The organism is Streptomyces sp. NPDC058665, assembly GCF_042714995.1.
Taxonomy (GTDB): domain Bacteria; phylum Actinomycetota; class Actinomycetes; order Streptomycetales; family Streptomycetaceae; genus Streptomyces.
This window is the reverse complement of record NZ_JBHXRX010000006.1, coordinates 100,881-115,987: the sequence shown is the minus strand read 5'-3', so window position 1 is coordinate 115,987 and position 15,107 is coordinate 100,881. Positions and strand designations below refer to the sequence as shown.

Below are 15,107 nucleotides of genomic sequence, written 5' to 3'. Positions count from 1 at the left end.
ACAGTTCCACCGCATCGGAGGTCTTCGCCGTGCTCAAGGCCCGCATACGCCGGCGATGTTCGCGATCAGCGCACCCAACGCGCCTGCGGGCCGACGAGGGTCAGCCCGCGGCGCGGAAGGTGTTGCCGCTCGCGTTCGACGCGGGGCCGTTGTAGAGGCCCGTCGGACTCGTCTGCGTGGTGAGGGCGAACCACGCGAAGCGATCGACGTAGTCCAGCCGTCCGAGCGCGTCCGTCGATATCTTGATGAAGGCGGTCTGTTCCTGCTCGCTGGGGTATCGAGGAGCGCCCTGGGTGAAGTCGATGAGGGCGTACTCGGTCAGCCAGACCGGCTTGTTGTAACGCTTGTGAACGCGCTCCAGATAGGCGGCCAGTTGGTAGGTGGCCCGCGAGCTGAAGTCGGAGCCGTACCAGTGCACCGGGATGAAGTCGACGCGCAGGCCCCGCTCCTCGGCTCCCTTCATGAAGCGGTCCAGCCAGCCGCCGGGCTTGTCGGCGTCGGTGGAGACCGCCGGGGCACCCAGGTTCAGGCCGGTCTTCTCCAACTGGGGCCAGAGATCAAGTGCTTGCTCGGGAGTCATGTTGGCCTGGTCGGCCCTGTCGGGTTCGTTGAAGCCGAGGAGGTTCTTCCCCTCCCGGGCGGCGTTGCCCAGTTCTGTCTCGTTGACGGAGCCGGGGCCCCAGATCGACGGGACGTACTCGACGCCCTCCGGCTTCGCGACGTCGCCGGTGGAGGAGGTCCAGTTGTGGTACCAGGTCGCGCCGGAGTCGGCCAGCGCCTGGGCGACCCCGTCACCGGGGTTGAGCGCCACACCCTTGCCGGCTGCCTCCGCGCCGTTGGCCTTGGGCTTGGACTTGGGCACGGGCCTGGGCTTGGGGGGAGTGGGCCTGTGGGCGGGACCGGTGCCGTGGAAGGTGACGGTCAGTCCGCTGCACTCGCCGCACTGGCGTACGACCTGGTTGCCCGGCTCGGTGTCGTGCTTGGACCATGAGTAGGCGGAGGGGACCTTCTTGGCGATCGCGTCGCTGTAGGCGGTCTTCGCGTCGCGGTTCGGGTTGACGCACACCAGTGGCCTGCCCGATACCTGGTCCTTGGTCAGGTTCTCGGGCGGGCAGGCGGAGAGCAGATCGGTGGGGCAGCCCACCGAGGCGCACGGTCCGCCGTTCTCGGGCGGCGGCACTCCGTCCGGGGTGATGGTGATCGGTACCGAGACGGCGTTGACGTAGCTGACGTTGTACCAAGGTGCCAGGGGGTCGGCCGAATCGAAGTTGAACTCGGCCAGACTGGCGGGCTGTTCACCGGTCGAACAGCGGTCGGCGAACGGTCCGCAGTCGGCCACGGCGCAGTGGAAGGTGCTGCCCGACTCTCCGGTGCAGCCCTGCCGCGCGAAGAACTTGCCGCGCCAGTGCCCGGGGCCCGAGTGTTCGGGCATGGTGATGGTGGCGGACTCGCCAGGATCCAGTGTCGGAAGTCCCGTCGGCGTGGGAGAGCCGTCGGCGTTGACCGCGGCGCCGACCCAGATACGGCTGTCTGTCTCGTTCCGCAGGGTGACGGTGCGTTCGGCGTCCGCCGCCGCTTCGGACACCCGGTCCTGGCGGTCGCCGGGCGAGCCCTGGAAAGCCGACGAGGTCACGGCCGAGACGGCGACGACCAGCAGGAGAGCAAAGAGAAGTGGTCGAAAATTTCGAAATGATCTCACGCGCATGGAACATGCCCTTCGACTGGGGAATCGACTGCGCACACACGACGGATGCGTGCGGCTATCGGTTCACCACATGCCCGAGCGAGATCCGGCCCGTCGGGTGTGCCGGCCGCCTTGGTCGTGTTGGCGTCCGCCACGTCGATACATTCGGTTCCGACGGCGCGCTCAGGCGGGTTGTCGGCTGGTCGCGAAGTACGCGGCGAAACCGATCAGGCACACACCCGTCGTGCGCTGGATGACGCGGTCGACCCGCGCCGACACGAAGGCACGCCGTAGTTGCGCACCCACCACCGCGTAGCCGACCGCGACGGCGAACTCCACCGCCAGGTAGGCCACGCCGACCGTCAGGAGACCCGCGGTGAGTGGTCCCGGGCCGGACACGAACTGGGGCAGCAGCGCGGCGAACAGCAGCACGGCCTTGGGATTGGTGCCGGCCACGACGAACTCCTCACGGCTCAGCGCCCACACGCCGCGTGCCCCTGAGTCCGCGTGCGTACGCGCGTCGGCGGCGGCTCCCGGTGCCACGCGCCGCGACGACCGCAGGATCCGCACCCCGAGATACAGCAGGTAGACGACCCCGGTCCACTTGATGGCGGTGAACAACCGTTCGGACTGGAGAAGCAGCGTGCCGAGGCCGGCGCTGACCAGCACTATCATCACGGCGAACGCGGCCAGCCTGCCGCCTACGGCGACGAGCGCTACACGGGGCCCCTGCCGGTACGCGTTCCGTAGGCCCAGCAACTGATTGGCCCCCGGGATCACCGAGATGGTCAGGGATGCCAGCAGGAAGGCCGGCCAATCAATCGCCACGGAACGATCTCCTCAGACAGGGTGAAGACAGGAACGATGCCGGCCGGACTGTTGCCGATACGGCCGCCGACCGCACCTTCCCGCTGGGGCCGGTCAGAGGGCGTCGGGGTAACTGCCGTCTCCCAGATCGGGGTTCGGCAGCACGCCCGAGGGGTCCCGGACGGCGACCTTGCGTCCGTCCAGCCGCAGTCGGCGCAGCCCTTCGAGCGACATGCGACGGCCGACGTCGGAGAAGGAATGCACCCTGGTGACATCCAGAACCACATCGGCCGCGCCGTCAGAGTCGGCCATCAGGTCCAAGAGCTCCGAAGCGGCGGTGAGTTGGACGTTGCCCCGTAGGGCGAAGGTGACCGTGCCCGGTGACTCGCTCACGTCGACGGCATCGAGCCGCCCCTGATCGGAGGAGAACAGGTCCATCCCCATGTCCTTGGAAAGCCGCTCGAAGGCGCGGCGCCCTCTCTGGCTGTTGCCGTAGGAGTCCAGGCGCGGGGAGAAGGTTCCGATGCCCGCCCGGTCGGGCAGGACGCCGACGATGCCCCCGGCGACGCCGCTCTTGGCGGGGATGCCCACGCGGGTGAGCCAGTCGCCCGCCGCGTCGTACATCCCGGCCGCGGCCATCACGGCCATGACGTGCCGGGCGATGGCGGGGTCCATGATCCGTTCTCCGGTGACGGGCTGGATACCTCCGGTGGCGAGCGTCGCGGCCATCACGGAGAGGTCCCGGACGCTGACCAGGATCGAGCACTGGCGCGTATATCCCGCGACGACGGACTGCACGTCCCCGTCGAGAATGCCGTAGGTGCGCAGCATGTAGGCGAGTGCGAGGTTACGGTGCGCGGAGCCCAGCTCTGAAGCGCACACACGCTCGTCGACCCGCAGATCCCGGCCCGCGAGGCGGGAGAAGAACGTCACGGCACGCTCGACGCGCTCGTCCTGGCCGGCCTCCGCGCCGACCAGGAGCGAATGCACCGTGATGGCTCCGGCGTTGATCATGGGATTCTTGGGCCGGTGGGTTCCCCCTTCGAGGGAGAGCTCGTTGAAGGCCTCGCCGGACGGCTCGACCCCGACGGCGTCGAGGACGCGGTCGAGGCCACGGTCGATGATGGCGGCGGCGTAGGCGAACGGCTTGGAGATCGACTGGATGGAGAACTCCGTGTCGGCGTCGCCGGCGGCGTACGTGCGACCGAGCGTCGTGGTCAACGCGATGCCGAAGCGTTCCGGATCGGCATCGGCGAGCTCGGGGATGTAGTCGGCGTTGGCGCCGCTGGTGTCGTCACGCAGGCTGTCGAGCACTTCGTCCAGGTAGTCGGGCACCGGAGTCTTCATGAGGCAGGTCCTTCTGTCGCAAGGCTGGTGTTCGGAGCCCAGTAGCACGCCTGTCACCATTCGCCCGGCTACCCCCGCCCTCATTGAGGGCGGGGGTAGCCGTCGTCGCGGATCCAGGGTCCGTCCTTTGGATCAGGCCGGATCCAAACGACGGACCCTAGCCGAGGAAGGAACGCAGGGCTGAATTGACCTCGTCCGCATGCGTCCAGAGCAACCCGTGCGGGGCACCCTCGATCTCCACATACTGCGCCTTGGGCAATTCCTGCCGAAAACGGCGGGCGGTGGCGTCGATGGGCAGGATCTTGTCGGCCGTGCCGTGCAGGATCAGAGCCGGCTTGCCGCTGTCGCGAACCGCTTCGACGTCGGTGCGGAAGTCTTCGATCCACGCGGAGACGACCGCGTACGCCGCCACGGGGGCACTCGATATCGCCACGTTCCAGCTCGCGGTGACGGCTTCCTGGCTGATCCGGCTGCCGAGGTTCTCGTCAAGATCGTAGAAGTCCGAGAAGAACTGCGTGTACCAGGCGTACCGATCGCCTTTCGCCGCCGCCTCGATTCCGTCGAAGACCTCCTGCGGCACACCCTCGGGGTTGTCGTCCCGGGCGACGAGGAAGGGCTCCAGCGAGGCCAGGAACGCGAGCTTGGCGACCCTTTCGTGCCCGAATCGTGAGACGTAGCGGGCGACCTCGCCCGTACCCATCGAGAAGCCCACCAGGACGGCGTCGTGAAGGTCGAGCGTCTCCAGCACGGTGTTCAGGTCCGCGGCGAAGGTGTCGTAGTCGTAGCCGGAGTTCACCTTCGACGACTTGCCGAAGCCCCGGCGGTCGTAGGTGATGACGCGGTATCCGGCGGCCAGGAGATATCTCGTCTGGCGCTCCCAGCTGTGACCGTTCAGCGGATATCCGTGGATCAGGACGACCGGCTGGCCCTCGCCCTGATCCTCGTAGTAGAGCTCGACCGGCGTGCTGTTCTCATTTCCTACGGTGATGTATCCCATGTGCTTGTCGCTTTCTGGTCGCTGTGGGCGTCTCGCCGGCACACTCGTCCGGCCCGACGTTGACCGGCAAGACACTGTCGTTGTTCGCGGGACGTGGCGTCCCTACACGGGGAGGAGGACGAGCTTGCCGCCCAGGTGCCCCGACCGGCTGACCTCCAGTGCGGCCGTCACCTCGCCGAGGGGGTACGTCCGCTGGATCGGCACCCGCAGCCGCCCCGCCTCGATGAGGGCGAGGATGTCCCTGAGCGCTTGGGGCCCGCCCGCTCCCGGCTCGGTCAGGTGGATCTGGATACCGCTCCCGGCCGCGTCGAACGCCGCGAGGGAGAGGACACGCGCCGGGCCGCCGGCGAGTTCGATGGAGTCCGGGATCTCACCGCGGCCGGAGGCGTCGATGACCGCGTCGACTCCCTGCGGGGAGATGCCCCGTACGCGCTCGACCAGCCCCTTGCCGTACGTGACCGGTTCCGCGCCGAGGGAGCGGAGTTGCTCGTGGTTGCCCTCGCTCGCGGTGCCGATGACGCGCACGCCCCGGTCGACGGCGAGCTGCACGGCGAACGTGCCGACACCACCGGCGGCCGCGTGGACCAGGAGCGTCTCCCCCTGGGCCACCTTGAGCTTGTTCAGCACCTCCCAGGCGGTGATGCCCGTGCCCGCCAGGGTTCCGGCCACCTCCCACGGGACAGAGGCCGGCTTGGCGACCAGCGCCGCCGGGTCGGCGAGCGCGAACTGGGCGTAGGACGGGGTGATGGAGGCTCCCAGCACCTCGTCCCCCACGCTGAAGGCCGTCACGCCTTCCCCCACCTGCTCGACCACACCGGCCACGTCGGACCCGAGACCACCCGGGAGGTCGAGAGGCATCACCTGGCTCATGTACCCGTGCAGGATCTTCCAGTCGATCGGGTTGACACCCGCGGCCCGCACCGCGAGCCGTACCTGGCCGGGGCCGGCGGTGGGCGGCGGGACATCGACGACCCGCAGCACGTCGGTGCTGCCGTACTCGGAGAACCGCACTGCGAGGGACATCTGCTCGGCTCCTGGCTCCTGTTGGGCATGTACGTGTGAGAGGGGAGGGTCAGCCCTGCGGTGTCCGGCCGCAGGGCCCCGCGTGGTCGCAGTACGGCTGAAGACGGCTCTGTCCGCACCCGCACAGGAGGGCCCTGGTCTCGGCCCGCGGGCCCTCCGGCGTCCCCACGCTCAACTCGCCGCGGACGACCAGCTGTCCGACGGAGTTGCGTGTGATCCGCGTGGGCCGGTCCGGGGTCTCCGCCTCGCCGTCCACGAGTTCGTACCGCAGCGCACCCGACGGACAGCGACGCACCACTTCGGCCAGGCGCTCGGCCTCGGCACCGTCGGGCCGGATCCACGGCCGCTCGCCCGGATCGAAGACCTCCGGCAGGCCGTTCACGCACTCGGCGGCGTGCAAGCACCGCCTGGCCTCGAAGGTCACGGTGATCGACCGGCCCTCGTACGCCTTCTTCTCGGTTCCGCCGCTCATGCCGGCCTCCGTCACTGCCGTACCCGGCTGTTCAGTCGCTGACCTTGCTGCGGGACTGGTACAGCAGGTCCTGGTAGTCGGGGTGCCGGGCGATCCACCCGGCGAAGAACGGACAGGTGGCCAGCACCCGCAGGTTCGCGGCCCGTGCCTCGTCGAGGGCGGTGCGGGCCAGTGCTGACCCGACTCCCCTGCCCTCGTACTCCGGCGAGACCTCGGTGTGTACGAACGCGATCAGTTCCGTGGTGCGGATGTACTCCGCGACGCCCGCGACCTCGGCCTTTCCGTCGACCCGGGCCTCGTACCGCTTGGCTCCGGGAGCGTCGCTCACTTCCACTGCCATGTGTCCTCCCTCAAGTCCTCCGCAGTCCTCCGCGTGAGTCTCGTTGCACAGTAACCCAATCCGGTTGACGCATCAACTTGCTCATGCCGCATCCGGCACCCTGAGGACTTGGGCGAATGGGCAACGGGCCGCCGGAATGTCCGGCGACCCGTTGCCGCAGGGCCGCGGCTGCCCTCAGTCACTCGTCGGTGAGAGCCTCCGCGTAGGGGAAGACGAGCTCTCCGGAGGACGATTCCGGCGGTGACACGACGATCTGCCGTGACCCGTTCCGGAATTGACCGACGTCGTGGCCGGTGATGCCCTGGAACTGGACCTGAAGAACGCGCGGCTGCGACCACTCGCCCTTGACCCCGAACCTGACATCGCCCATGACGGTCGGGAAGGTCTTCTCCCGTGCGTACGCCGAGAGGCTCGCGTCGTCGAAACCGCCGGTCGCTTCGACGGCCTGGGCGACCACCTGCATCTGGGCGTAGGCGAGTGGCACCATGTAGTGCCCCAGGAGGTCGACGCCGGCTTCGCCGGCCCGTTCCTGGTACGTGCTCAGCAGGTCCCGAACGCCCGGGAACATCATTTTGGGCACCGGCGCCCAGTACTCGTAGTTCACGAAACCGTTGAGCGACGGGCCGAGCTTCGTCCTCACCGCGGTGTTCTGCGGGCCGATCATGGCACCGCCGACCATCTTCGGCCGGTAGTGGTGCGACCGGATGGTTCGTACCAGCCCGACCGAGTCGGCCAGGTAGGAACAGAGGAACAACAGATCACTGCCGCTTTCGGCGACCGCGTCGACAACGGGCGCGAAATCCCGGGTCGACAGCGGGTAGGTGGCCTCGTGGACCACCTTGATGCCGTACTTCTCCGCATTGGCCTTGGCGCCGAGAATGGGATTGCGCGAGAACTCGGCGTCGGCGGAGACGAGCGCCACGGTTTCCGGCCGGGGATTCTGCTCCGCGGCGAGAGCGAAGAACCCTTCGGTGAGTGCGGCATTCGGGTCCGGCCCGGTGGGGATCATGGCGAAGTAGTTCGGATAGAGGAGCGCGTTGTTGACGCCAAGGCCCATGAGCCCGACGAAGAAGCGCTCCCGCTCCACCATCAACGGCATGGCCGGCAACAGGGTGTTGGTGCCGTAACCACCGATGACGAGATCCACCTTGTCCTCGTCGATCAGCCGCTCGTAGATCCCGGGGACAAGGTCGGCGTCCCCTTGGTCGTCGTAGCGGACGAACTCGACAGGACGGCCGAGCAGTCCACCGCGAGCGTTGACGTCCGCGCGCCAGATCTCATGGGCGAGACGCGCCGACCGGCTGTTGTCCGCGAGGGAACCGGTCAGCGACAGGCAGTACCCGATACGAATGGGAGCCGGCGCGGTCAAAATGTCAGGCCTCGCTTCCGGTGGGCGTGGCCAGGAGCTGCTGCTCCCAGGCGTAGGCCACACCGCTGGCACCGCCGTGCTGCGCCATGACCTCGACGATGCCCGGCACGGTCTTCTCACGGGCCCAGTCGCGCTGCCACTCGGACATCACGGCAAGCCAGGTGATCGGGGTCACGCCCGCCTGGATCATCCGCCGCACCGCCATGTCGTGGGCCTCCTTCGAGGCACCGCCCGACGCGTCGGTGACGACGAAGACATCGAAGCCCTCGCCCGCCGCCTGTATCGCCGGCATGGCCACACAGACCTCCGTCCAGAGGCCGGCGATGATCAGCTTCTTGCGTCCTGTCGCCTTGACGGCATCCACGACGCGCTCGTCCTGCCAGGTGTTGACGAAGGTCCTGTTGATCGGCTTCTGCTCCGGGAACACATCCTGCAGGCCCTGGAGAAGAAGGCCACCGCGCTCCTCCAGAACGGTCGTCAGAATGGTCGGGACGTCGAACGCCTTGGCGGCCTTGGCGAGCCCGACGGCGTTGTTGATGACCATCGTCGGTTCGTGGCTGTGCAGGTTGGCGACCTGGAACGCCTGGTGGTCGATCAGTACGACAACGCTCTCCTCGGGCGTCAGCAGCGCGTTGAGTCCGGCCTTGTTCTCAGTGCTCATGGGATTCCCTTGCTTGAACTTCGCGTCCACGGGCCCCGGGCAGCGCACCGAGATCTCGATGCCGACAGTCAGCCGACCACGGGCTGACGCCCGCCTGGTGACCCCAAACCATTTGGTTGACGCGTCACCCACATTAAGTGTGGGCCATTGACACGTCAACCAGCCCCGGGAGGAGTGGATCTGACGGTGAATCCGACAATCAGCGGACGAAGACCGACCAGACCATGCGGATCGGGCGCAGCGGGGAGATGAAGCGCAGTCCGTGCCGGGTGGCGGCCGGTTCGGTGGTGAGCGCGAGGTCGTAGCGGCGCTCGGCCACGGCCTGGGCCGCCTGGCTGGTGGAGTCCGCGGTGGCCACTTCGGGCAACTGGTAGGGAGCGGGCAGTAGTTGGTCGACCAACGGTCGCGGCGATGGGTGCGTCACCACGCTCGGGCGACTGGGCAGCGGACCGCTGTCGGCACGCCGGGCGATGCCGTACAGCGGGGTGTCCATGACGAAGACGCCGGCCAGCGCGATGTCGTCGGCCATGTAGAAGTGGTGGATGTCCCGGTAGGCGTTGGCGACGACCACATGGCTGACGGTGCCGGCCTTCAGGTCCTCCAGGGCCTGTTCGTAGGTCGCCCTGAGCACGATCGGCGGCCCGTCGGGTAAACGGCTCCGCAGCAGCAAGGCGGCCTGCTCGCTGCTCGTGCCCTCGGGGCCGAGCGTTCCGATGGCCAGGGGCTCTGCCGGTGCGGGCCGGATGTCGATCCAGCCCAGCTCGACGGTCATGCGTCACTCCTCGATGTCGGCGACGACCCAGGTGCTGATGGCACGCCACAGCGCCGCGGATTCCTGGTGGAAGGGGTGGTCCTGGTAGCCGCGCAGGGTGTCCTGGTCGGGCAGCAGACCGATGGCGGCGAAGTCGTAGGCGATCGGACGGTCGGAGGTGTTGCGGCCCACCTGCCAGTGCAGGAGACCGGGCACCCGCTCGCCGACGAGCCGCGAGGACTGCTCGGCCGCGAGGGCCGCGGGATTCTGCCAGTCGAAGCCTGGCTTGAATTTGAACAGCACAATGTGTCTGATCATTTGCATCCTTCTCGGGTCGAATGGTCGCCGAATCACCCGTGCGACGGCATGCGGGCAGGCCGAAGGGAAGGGCCGGCGATCAGGCGGAACGACCGGGCCCGCGAAGATCCGGGGGCGGGGTTTAGGACTCGGCCGTCACGAAGGCGGTCAGGCGGTCGAGTCCCTCGTCGATCGACGCGTCGTCGAGGAGGCTGAAGGACAGCCGAATCTGGTGTGAGGAAGCCATGCCGGTGTGGAAATGGTGCATGGGGGTCCAGATGACCCCGTGGTCGCGCGCCGATCGGCGCAGCGAACGGTCGTCCACGGCGAACGGCACCGTCAGGACGACGAAGAACCCGCCGGCCGGGGTGTTCCACGTCACCGGGCCACCCTCGGCGAAGCGGGCGGCGAGGCCGGCCAGCACATGCCGCAGGTTGGCGCGGTAGACCTCGATCTCGCGCTTGTTCGCGGCGAGCATGCTGCACCCGTGGCGCAGAAGCTTGCCGCCGATGACGGCCTGGGCGACAGGTGAGGTGTTGAGAGTGACGTTGCTCTTGATCAGCGACAACTGGTCCGCGAGCGTGCCCGCTTGGCGGCCGTCCCTGATGACGGGCTGGTCGGCCACGACGAAGCCGACGCGGGCGCCGGGCAGGCCGGTCTTGGCGAAGGAGCCGACGTGTACGACCTGGTGCCGTGTGTCGAGCGCCTTGAGGGTCGGCGGCCGGGTGGCGGGGTCGGCTTGGAAGAGGCCGTAGGGGTTGTCCTCGATGATCAGCAGATCGAGATCGGCCGCCAGGTCGAGCAGGGCGGTCCGGGTGGCCAGGTCCAGGCTCACCCCGGTGGGGTTGGCGAAGTCGGGCACGAGGTAGAGGGCGCGCGGCCGTTGTCCGCGGGCGCGGGCCGCTGCCACCTGACGCTTGAGGTCGGCGAGGTCGAGGCCGCCGTCTCCGTCCCCGACACCCAGCACGGGCATGTCCAACAGGCGTGCGGCGCCCGTCAGTCCGAAGTAGGTGGGCGTGACGGCGAGGACGACGTCCTGCGGGGAGGCGCGCAGGGCCCGCAGCGTCAGGAACATCGCCTCCTGGCTGCCGACGGTCACCACGACCGCTTCGGGGTCGACGGTGATGCCCTCATCGATCTCAAGGTAGCGGGCGACCAGGTCGTGGATGACGCCCTTCGTCCGTCCGTACTGGAACAGGGTTCTGCGGGCCTCCTCGTCCGTCAGCCCCACCACCTCGGTGAGGTGTGTGACGAAGGTGGCCAGATAGCCATAGAGTTGCTCGACCCGGAAGAACTCCTCGTAGGGCCGGCCGGCGGCGAAGGACACCGCCTGCGGGTGGTCCGATGCGATGTCGTTCAGCAGATTCATGGAAAGCAGGACGGGATCGTCCAGCGAGGGATGGAGTTGTGCGATGGATAATTCGACCACTTGTCAGTTCTCCGTCTCCGCGGATTCGAGGGTCGGGATCGTGCACGACACCATGTGGGCACCACACTGTGCGAGCTGGTCCTGTGACGACCGGACAGCTCTGAGGGTCAACACCAGCCTGCGACAGTTGTGTTGGGTGTCTGTTGTGTCAGGTATCTGTTGGGTTAGGTATCTGTTGGGTCAGGCGTCTGTCTGGTCGAGCACTTCAACAACACGCGCGCTGATCCTGCCGAGGGCGGCGGTATCGGATGCGCCCAGGTTGTCGAAGAGGACGTCTCGGATTTCCGCGCGCTGCGCGCGCAGCACCCCTACCACCAGCAGCCGACCCCGTGAGGTCAGGGTGGCCTCGTAGGCACGTCGTCCCTCCGGTACACGTCCGCGGGTGACCAGACCCTGGCGTTCCAGGACCGTGAGCGTGTGGCTGACACGACTGGGTGAGAAGCGCAGCTCGCCGGCGAGCGCTTTGAGGCCCATCGTCTGGTTCTCCGCGGCACTGAGAAGGACCAGCAGTTTGAAATGCCCGTGCGAGATGTTTCCGTCGCGCTGGGACTGTCGCTCCAGCGCGACTTCGAGGAGATGGGCCGCAAGCACCAGGTCATGCCAGAGCGTGGCCCGGTCGAGGTCGTCATCACGTCGCGTCGTCACGGTGTTCATCCTTGCGCCGGCGGCCTGGGATGTCGACCTGCCCGTCCTCCAACTGATTTGAAGTATCAAGTCAGAGCGGCGTTCACGCAAGCGTTTGAGACGCAGAGCACACGATGGCCGGCGATGGCGCTCTCGATCGACCAGTGACCAGTGACCCACGCACCCTCCGGCACCTGAGTGTGTTCCGCGCCTCAGAAGGCTTGTGCAAACACACATTCTGAGTTGAAACTTCAACTCGACATCGAGGTTGTGATCGACGATCTGAAAGGACAGGCCGTGACCAAACAACTGACGGGCCACAGCTACCACTTCGACCTCGGCGATCTGAAGGTGCGCTTCACCTTCGATTCGCTCACCCAGGGCAGCTTCGTCGTGGAGCAGGGCGCGGGGCTCGCCCCCGACGGTCACGCCGAAACGGTGGCCCTGAACCTGCATGAGATCCGCGAAGGCGTCTATCTGAACTCCTGGACCGAGGCGAGCGGGGCCACGGTGACCCATCTGGAGGACTTCGAGAACGGGACGTTGTACTCCAACGTGACCGTCGACGGCAAGCTCTACCACCTCACCGGAACGATCAAGGAGGCCTGACCATGGCCCAGCACGCCGCCACGCAGGACGATCAGGCGAACCGCAACATCGACATCGTGCTCACCGCGATGCGGGAGTTGTTCGCCGAGAAGGACCTCACCGCGATAGACCGGTACTGGGCCGAGCCGTACATCCAGCACAGCCCGCAGATGCCCAACGGGCTCGACACCCTGCGCAACGCCGTTCCGCACCTGGAGGGTTTCTCCTGGGAGCCGCAGCGGATCGCCGCCCAAGGCGATCTGGTCTTCACCCACAGCATCGTCCACGGCTGGGCCCCGAACCCCGTGGCCATCGCCGACATCTACCGGCTGGACAACGGACGCATCGTGGAGCACTGGGACGTCGTCCAGGACATCGTCGCCCCTGAAGACTCCGCCAACGGCAACGCGATGGTGTAGACCCGGCAGGTCGACATCCCGGGCCGCCGGCGCAAGGACAAACACCGGTTACGCGCCCGGCCCCACCCGTCCCAAAGAATGGAGACCGGTCATGTCGGTCAACAAGGAAACCGCGCGCAAGGCCATGGTGGAACTACTCAACCAGCGGGACCTGACGGCATTGGACCGACACTTCGCCGAGAACTACATCCAGCACAACCCGGTGATCGCCGAGGGCCTTGACGGCCTTCGGGCAATCGTGCCAACTCTCCCCGACGACTTCAGCTACACCATGCTGCGAACGTTCGAGGACGGCGACCACGTCATCGCGCTCGCCAAAGTCAGCGGCTTCCTTCCCGAAGGCGACGCCGCTGTGGCAGACGTCTTCCGTTTCGAGAACGGCCGCATAGCCGAGCACTGGGACATCCTTCAGCCGTACGTGCCGGACGACCGGACCGCCAGTGGGAATCCAATGCTCTGAGCTGATTTCGCAGCTCGGCGAGGACGGCGGATCCCCCACGTCGAAGACGAGGGCTGTCTGCTCTACGCGCTGCACGAGGGCGACGACCGCCTCGTCGAGATCGAGAAGTGGTCCAGCGCCGAGGCGCTGGACGCGCACCTCAAAGGGCCCGCGGTAGCCCAACTTCTGCGGGAGACCGAGGGAAAGATCGTCGGCGAGCTGGACGGACAGGTCCTGCGCCCCCACCCGGCCGGTACGCCGCAGCAGGGAGCGCTCTGACGCCGGAGGCTCCGATCGACGGGATGTCAGCGGGCCGCGGTGCGGTGGACGGTGGCGAGCGCCCGGTCCACGGCGGCGGACAGTGCGGTGTCGTCCTCATCGGTGCCGGCCCAGGCGACGTGCCCGTCGGGACGGATGAGGGCGGCGCGCACGGTGGCCCAGGCGGCCGGGGGCCCGTCGAGGGTCGCGGTGTGCACCGCGAGCCCCGGCCGCGTCCGGTCCGCCAGGACGCCGCCCGCCGTCAGGTCGAGCAGGAGGTAACTGTCCGGACGCAGGCGGGAGAACAGGTGGTTCTCGGAGCCGGTGAAGGCCAGGTCGGGCGCGCGGGTGCCGGTGAGCGGGTGGGCAGTTGGGTCCGGTGTGGGGTAGCTGACGGCGAGCGCGGTGAGACGTTCGGACAGGGCCTTGTTGAGTGCCGGCTGAGTGGCGATCATCCCGCTGAACAGGGAGCGCAGGTCGAGGCCTTCGGGTGTGAAGCCGGTCATCAGGGCGGTCTGGGCGCGGCTGTGTTCCACCAACTGGGCACCTATGGGGTGGCGTTCGGTGTGGTAGGTGTCAAGCAGGTGATCAGGGGCCCAACCGCGGAGGGTGGCGGCGAGTTTCCAGCCCAGGTTGTGCGCGTCCTGGATGCCGACGTTCATCCCGACGCCACCCGCCGGGAAGTGCTGGTGGGCGGCGTCACCGGCGAGCAGGACCCGGCCTCGCCGGTACTGGGCGGCCAGCCGGGTGGTATTGCCGAACCGGGAGAGCCAGACCGGGTCGCGCATCCCGAAGTCCTCGCCACTGATGGCGGCGGTCTTGGCCCGAAGCTCCTCCAGGGTGAGGTCGCCGGGCCATTGCGTCGTGAGGTTGTCGGGGCTGACACCGACCACGCGGTACCGCCCACCGGGCAGCGGCGCGACCATCACTCCACCGCGGAGCCCGAACGTGCTGAACCCGGGCCGCGGCGGGTTGTCGAGGGTGACGTCGCCCAGCCAGCCCAAGACGGTGGATGGCGTACCGACGAAGTCGATGCCGGCGGCGGTGCGTACGGTGCTGCGGGAGCCGTCGCAGCCGATGATGAACGCCGCCTGGAGTTCGTACGACCCGTCAGACCCGTCCGGGCGCTCCGGGCGGTCCGGCCCGTTCAGCCTGTCCACCTGAACGGTCACCGACTCCGCGTGCTCGCTGAACCCGGTGACGCGGTGACCGCGCACGATCGTGGCGCCGAGCGCGAGCGCGTGCTCCTCCAGCAGTTCCTCGGTGCGGGCCTGGGGCAGGGCGAGGGTGTACGGGAACGGGGTCTCCAGCGCACGGAAGTCGAGGCGGTCGTCGAGCATGGCGAAGTGGCCGCCCGGGATCGGCAAACCATCGGCGAGGAAGGGCTTGTGCACGCCGCGCGAGGCCAGGATCTCAAGGGTGCGCGGGTGGATGGTGAGGGCCTTGGAGCGCTGATCGATCTCCATACGCTCCTCGACGACGGTGACGGAAACCCCGCCCAGCCGCAGTTCGGCGGCGAGCCAGAGCCCGACCGGGCCCCCTCCGGCGATGACAACCCGCTGCTCCATGAACCATCCTAGGTCAGTGACCAATAACGTGGTG

Annotated in this window: 17 protein-coding genes and 1 pseudogene; 4 read left to right on the top strand and 14 right to left on the bottom strand. The window is 67.8% G+C overall.

Translation table 11 applies throughout. From position 1 onward, the window contains the following. Nucleotides 1–100 precede the first annotated feature (100 nt). The 13 genes from ACFWV8_RS05615 to ACFWV8_RS05555 all read right to left on the bottom strand — a co-directional run bounded on the left by ACFWV8_RS05615 (nt 101) and on the right by ACFWV8_RS05555 (nt 11,822). Nucleotides 101–1,633, bottom strand: a complete 1,533-nt coding sequence (locus ACFWV8_RS05615; RefSeq protein WP_384198246.1) for a glycosyl hydrolase — start codon at nt 1,631–1,633, stop codon at nt 101–103. A gap of 234 nt (nt 1,634–1,867) precedes the next feature. Continuing rightward, nucleotides 1,868–2,512, bottom strand: coding sequence for a LysE family translocator (locus ACFWV8_RS05610; protein ID WP_384198245.1), 645 nt, complete (start codon nt 2,510–2,512; stop codon nt 1,868–1,870). Nucleotides 2,513–2,605: 93 nt separating this feature from the next. Continuing rightward, nucleotides 2,606–3,838, bottom strand: coding sequence for a glutaminase (locus ACFWV8_RS05605; RefSeq protein WP_384198244.1), 1,233 nt, complete (start codon nt 3,836–3,838; stop codon nt 2,606–2,608). Between the two features lie 157 nt (nt 3,839–3,995). Then, a complete protein-coding gene (locus ACFWV8_RS05600) occupies nt 3,996–4,835 on the bottom strand; it encodes an alpha/beta fold hydrolase (RefSeq protein ID WP_384198242.1) in 840 nt (279 codons plus the stop codon). Between the two features lie 102 nt (nt 4,836–4,937). Further along, the gene (locus ACFWV8_RS05595) at nt 4,938–5,858 is read right to left on the bottom strand and encodes an NADP-dependent oxidoreductase (RefSeq protein ID WP_384198240.1); all 921 of its coding nucleotides are present in this window, start codon (nt 5,856–5,858) and stop codon (nt 4,938–4,940) included. Between the two features lie 49 nt (nt 5,859–5,907). Further along, nucleotides 5,908–6,330: a (4Fe-4S)-binding protein gene (locus ACFWV8_RS05590; RefSeq protein ID WP_384198238.1), complete on the bottom strand. Its 423-nt coding sequence runs from the start codon at nt 6,328–6,330 to the stop codon at nt 5,908–5,910. A gap of 31 nt (nt 6,331–6,361) precedes the next feature. After that, a complete protein-coding gene (locus tag ACFWV8_RS05585; RefSeq protein WP_384198236.1) occupies nt 6,362–6,670 on the bottom strand; it encodes a GNAT family N-acetyltransferase in 309 nt (102 codons plus the stop codon). Nucleotides 6,671–6,848: 178 nt separating this feature from the next. Continuing rightward, nucleotides 6,849–8,039, bottom strand: a complete 1,191-nt coding sequence (locus tag ACFWV8_RS05580; protein WP_384198234.1) for an amino acid ABC transporter substrate-binding protein — start codon at nt 8,037–8,039, stop codon at nt 6,849–6,851. Between the two features lie 4 nt (nt 8,040–8,043). Further along, a complete protein-coding gene (locus tag ACFWV8_RS05575; RefSeq protein ID WP_384198232.1) occupies nt 8,044–8,700 on the bottom strand; it encodes a hydrolase in 657 nt (218 codons plus the stop codon). Nucleotides 8,701–8,899: 199 nt separating this feature from the next. Next, the gene (locus ACFWV8_RS05570; RefSeq protein ID WP_384198230.1) at nt 8,900–9,472 is read right to left on the bottom strand and encodes a hypothetical protein; all 573 of its coding nucleotides are present in this window, start codon (nt 9,470–9,472) and stop codon (nt 8,900–8,902) included. Nucleotides 9,473–9,475: 3 nt separating this feature from the next. Next, a complete protein-coding gene (locus ACFWV8_RS05565; protein WP_384198228.1) occupies nt 9,476–9,769 on the bottom strand; it encodes a Dabb family protein in 294 nt (97 codons plus the stop codon). A 121-nt stretch (nt 9,770–9,890) separates the two neighbouring features. After that, nucleotides 9,891–11,177, bottom strand: a complete 1,287-nt coding sequence (locus tag ACFWV8_RS05560; RefSeq protein ID WP_384198227.1) for an aminotransferase class I/II-fold pyridoxal phosphate-dependent enzyme — start codon at nt 11,175–11,177, stop codon at nt 9,891–9,893. A gap of 180 nt (nt 11,178–11,357) precedes the next feature. Next, on the bottom strand, nt 11,358–11,822 hold the full coding sequence (locus tag ACFWV8_RS05555; protein WP_384198226.1) for a MarR family winged helix-turn-helix transcriptional regulator: 465 nt from the start codon (nt 11,820–11,822) through the stop codon (nt 11,358–11,360). Between the two features lie 222 nt (nt 11,823–12,044). On the opposite strand from ACFWV8_RS05555, the gene ACFWV8_RS05550 reads away from it, so the two are divergent. From ACFWV8_RS05550 to ACFWV8_RS05535, 4 genes and pseudogenes are all read left to right on the top strand, one after another. Further along, nucleotides 12,045–12,410 (top strand): hypothetical protein, encoded by a 366-nt coding sequence (locus tag ACFWV8_RS05550; protein ID WP_384198224.1) that lies wholly within the window; start codon nt 12,045–12,047, stop codon nt 12,408–12,410. A gap of 2 nt (nt 12,411–12,412) precedes the next feature. Next, nucleotides 12,413–12,808 (top strand): nuclear transport factor 2 family protein, encoded by a 396-nt coding sequence (locus ACFWV8_RS05545; RefSeq protein WP_384198223.1) that lies wholly within the window; start codon nt 12,413–12,415, stop codon nt 12,806–12,808. Nucleotides 12,809–12,899: 91 nt separating this feature from the next. Then, nucleotides 12,900–13,268, top strand: coding sequence for a nuclear transport factor 2 family protein (locus ACFWV8_RS05540; RefSeq protein ID WP_384198221.1), 369 nt, complete (start codon nt 12,900–12,902; stop codon nt 13,266–13,268). A gap of 15 nt (nt 13,269–13,283) precedes the next feature. Continuing rightward, nucleotides 13,284–13,526 (top strand): annotated as a pseudogene (locus ACFWV8_RS05535) (putative quinol monooxygenase); the annotation flags it as partial. A gap of 26 nt (nt 13,527–13,552) precedes the next feature. On the opposite strand, the gene ACFWV8_RS05530 reads toward ACFWV8_RS05535, so the two are convergent. Continuing rightward, complete coding sequence (locus ACFWV8_RS05530; RefSeq protein WP_384198219.1) at nt 13,553–15,073, bottom strand: FAD-dependent monooxygenase; 1,521 nt, start codon at nt 15,071–15,073, stop codon at nt 13,553–13,555. Between the last annotated feature and the right edge of the window lie 34 nt (nt 15,074–15,107).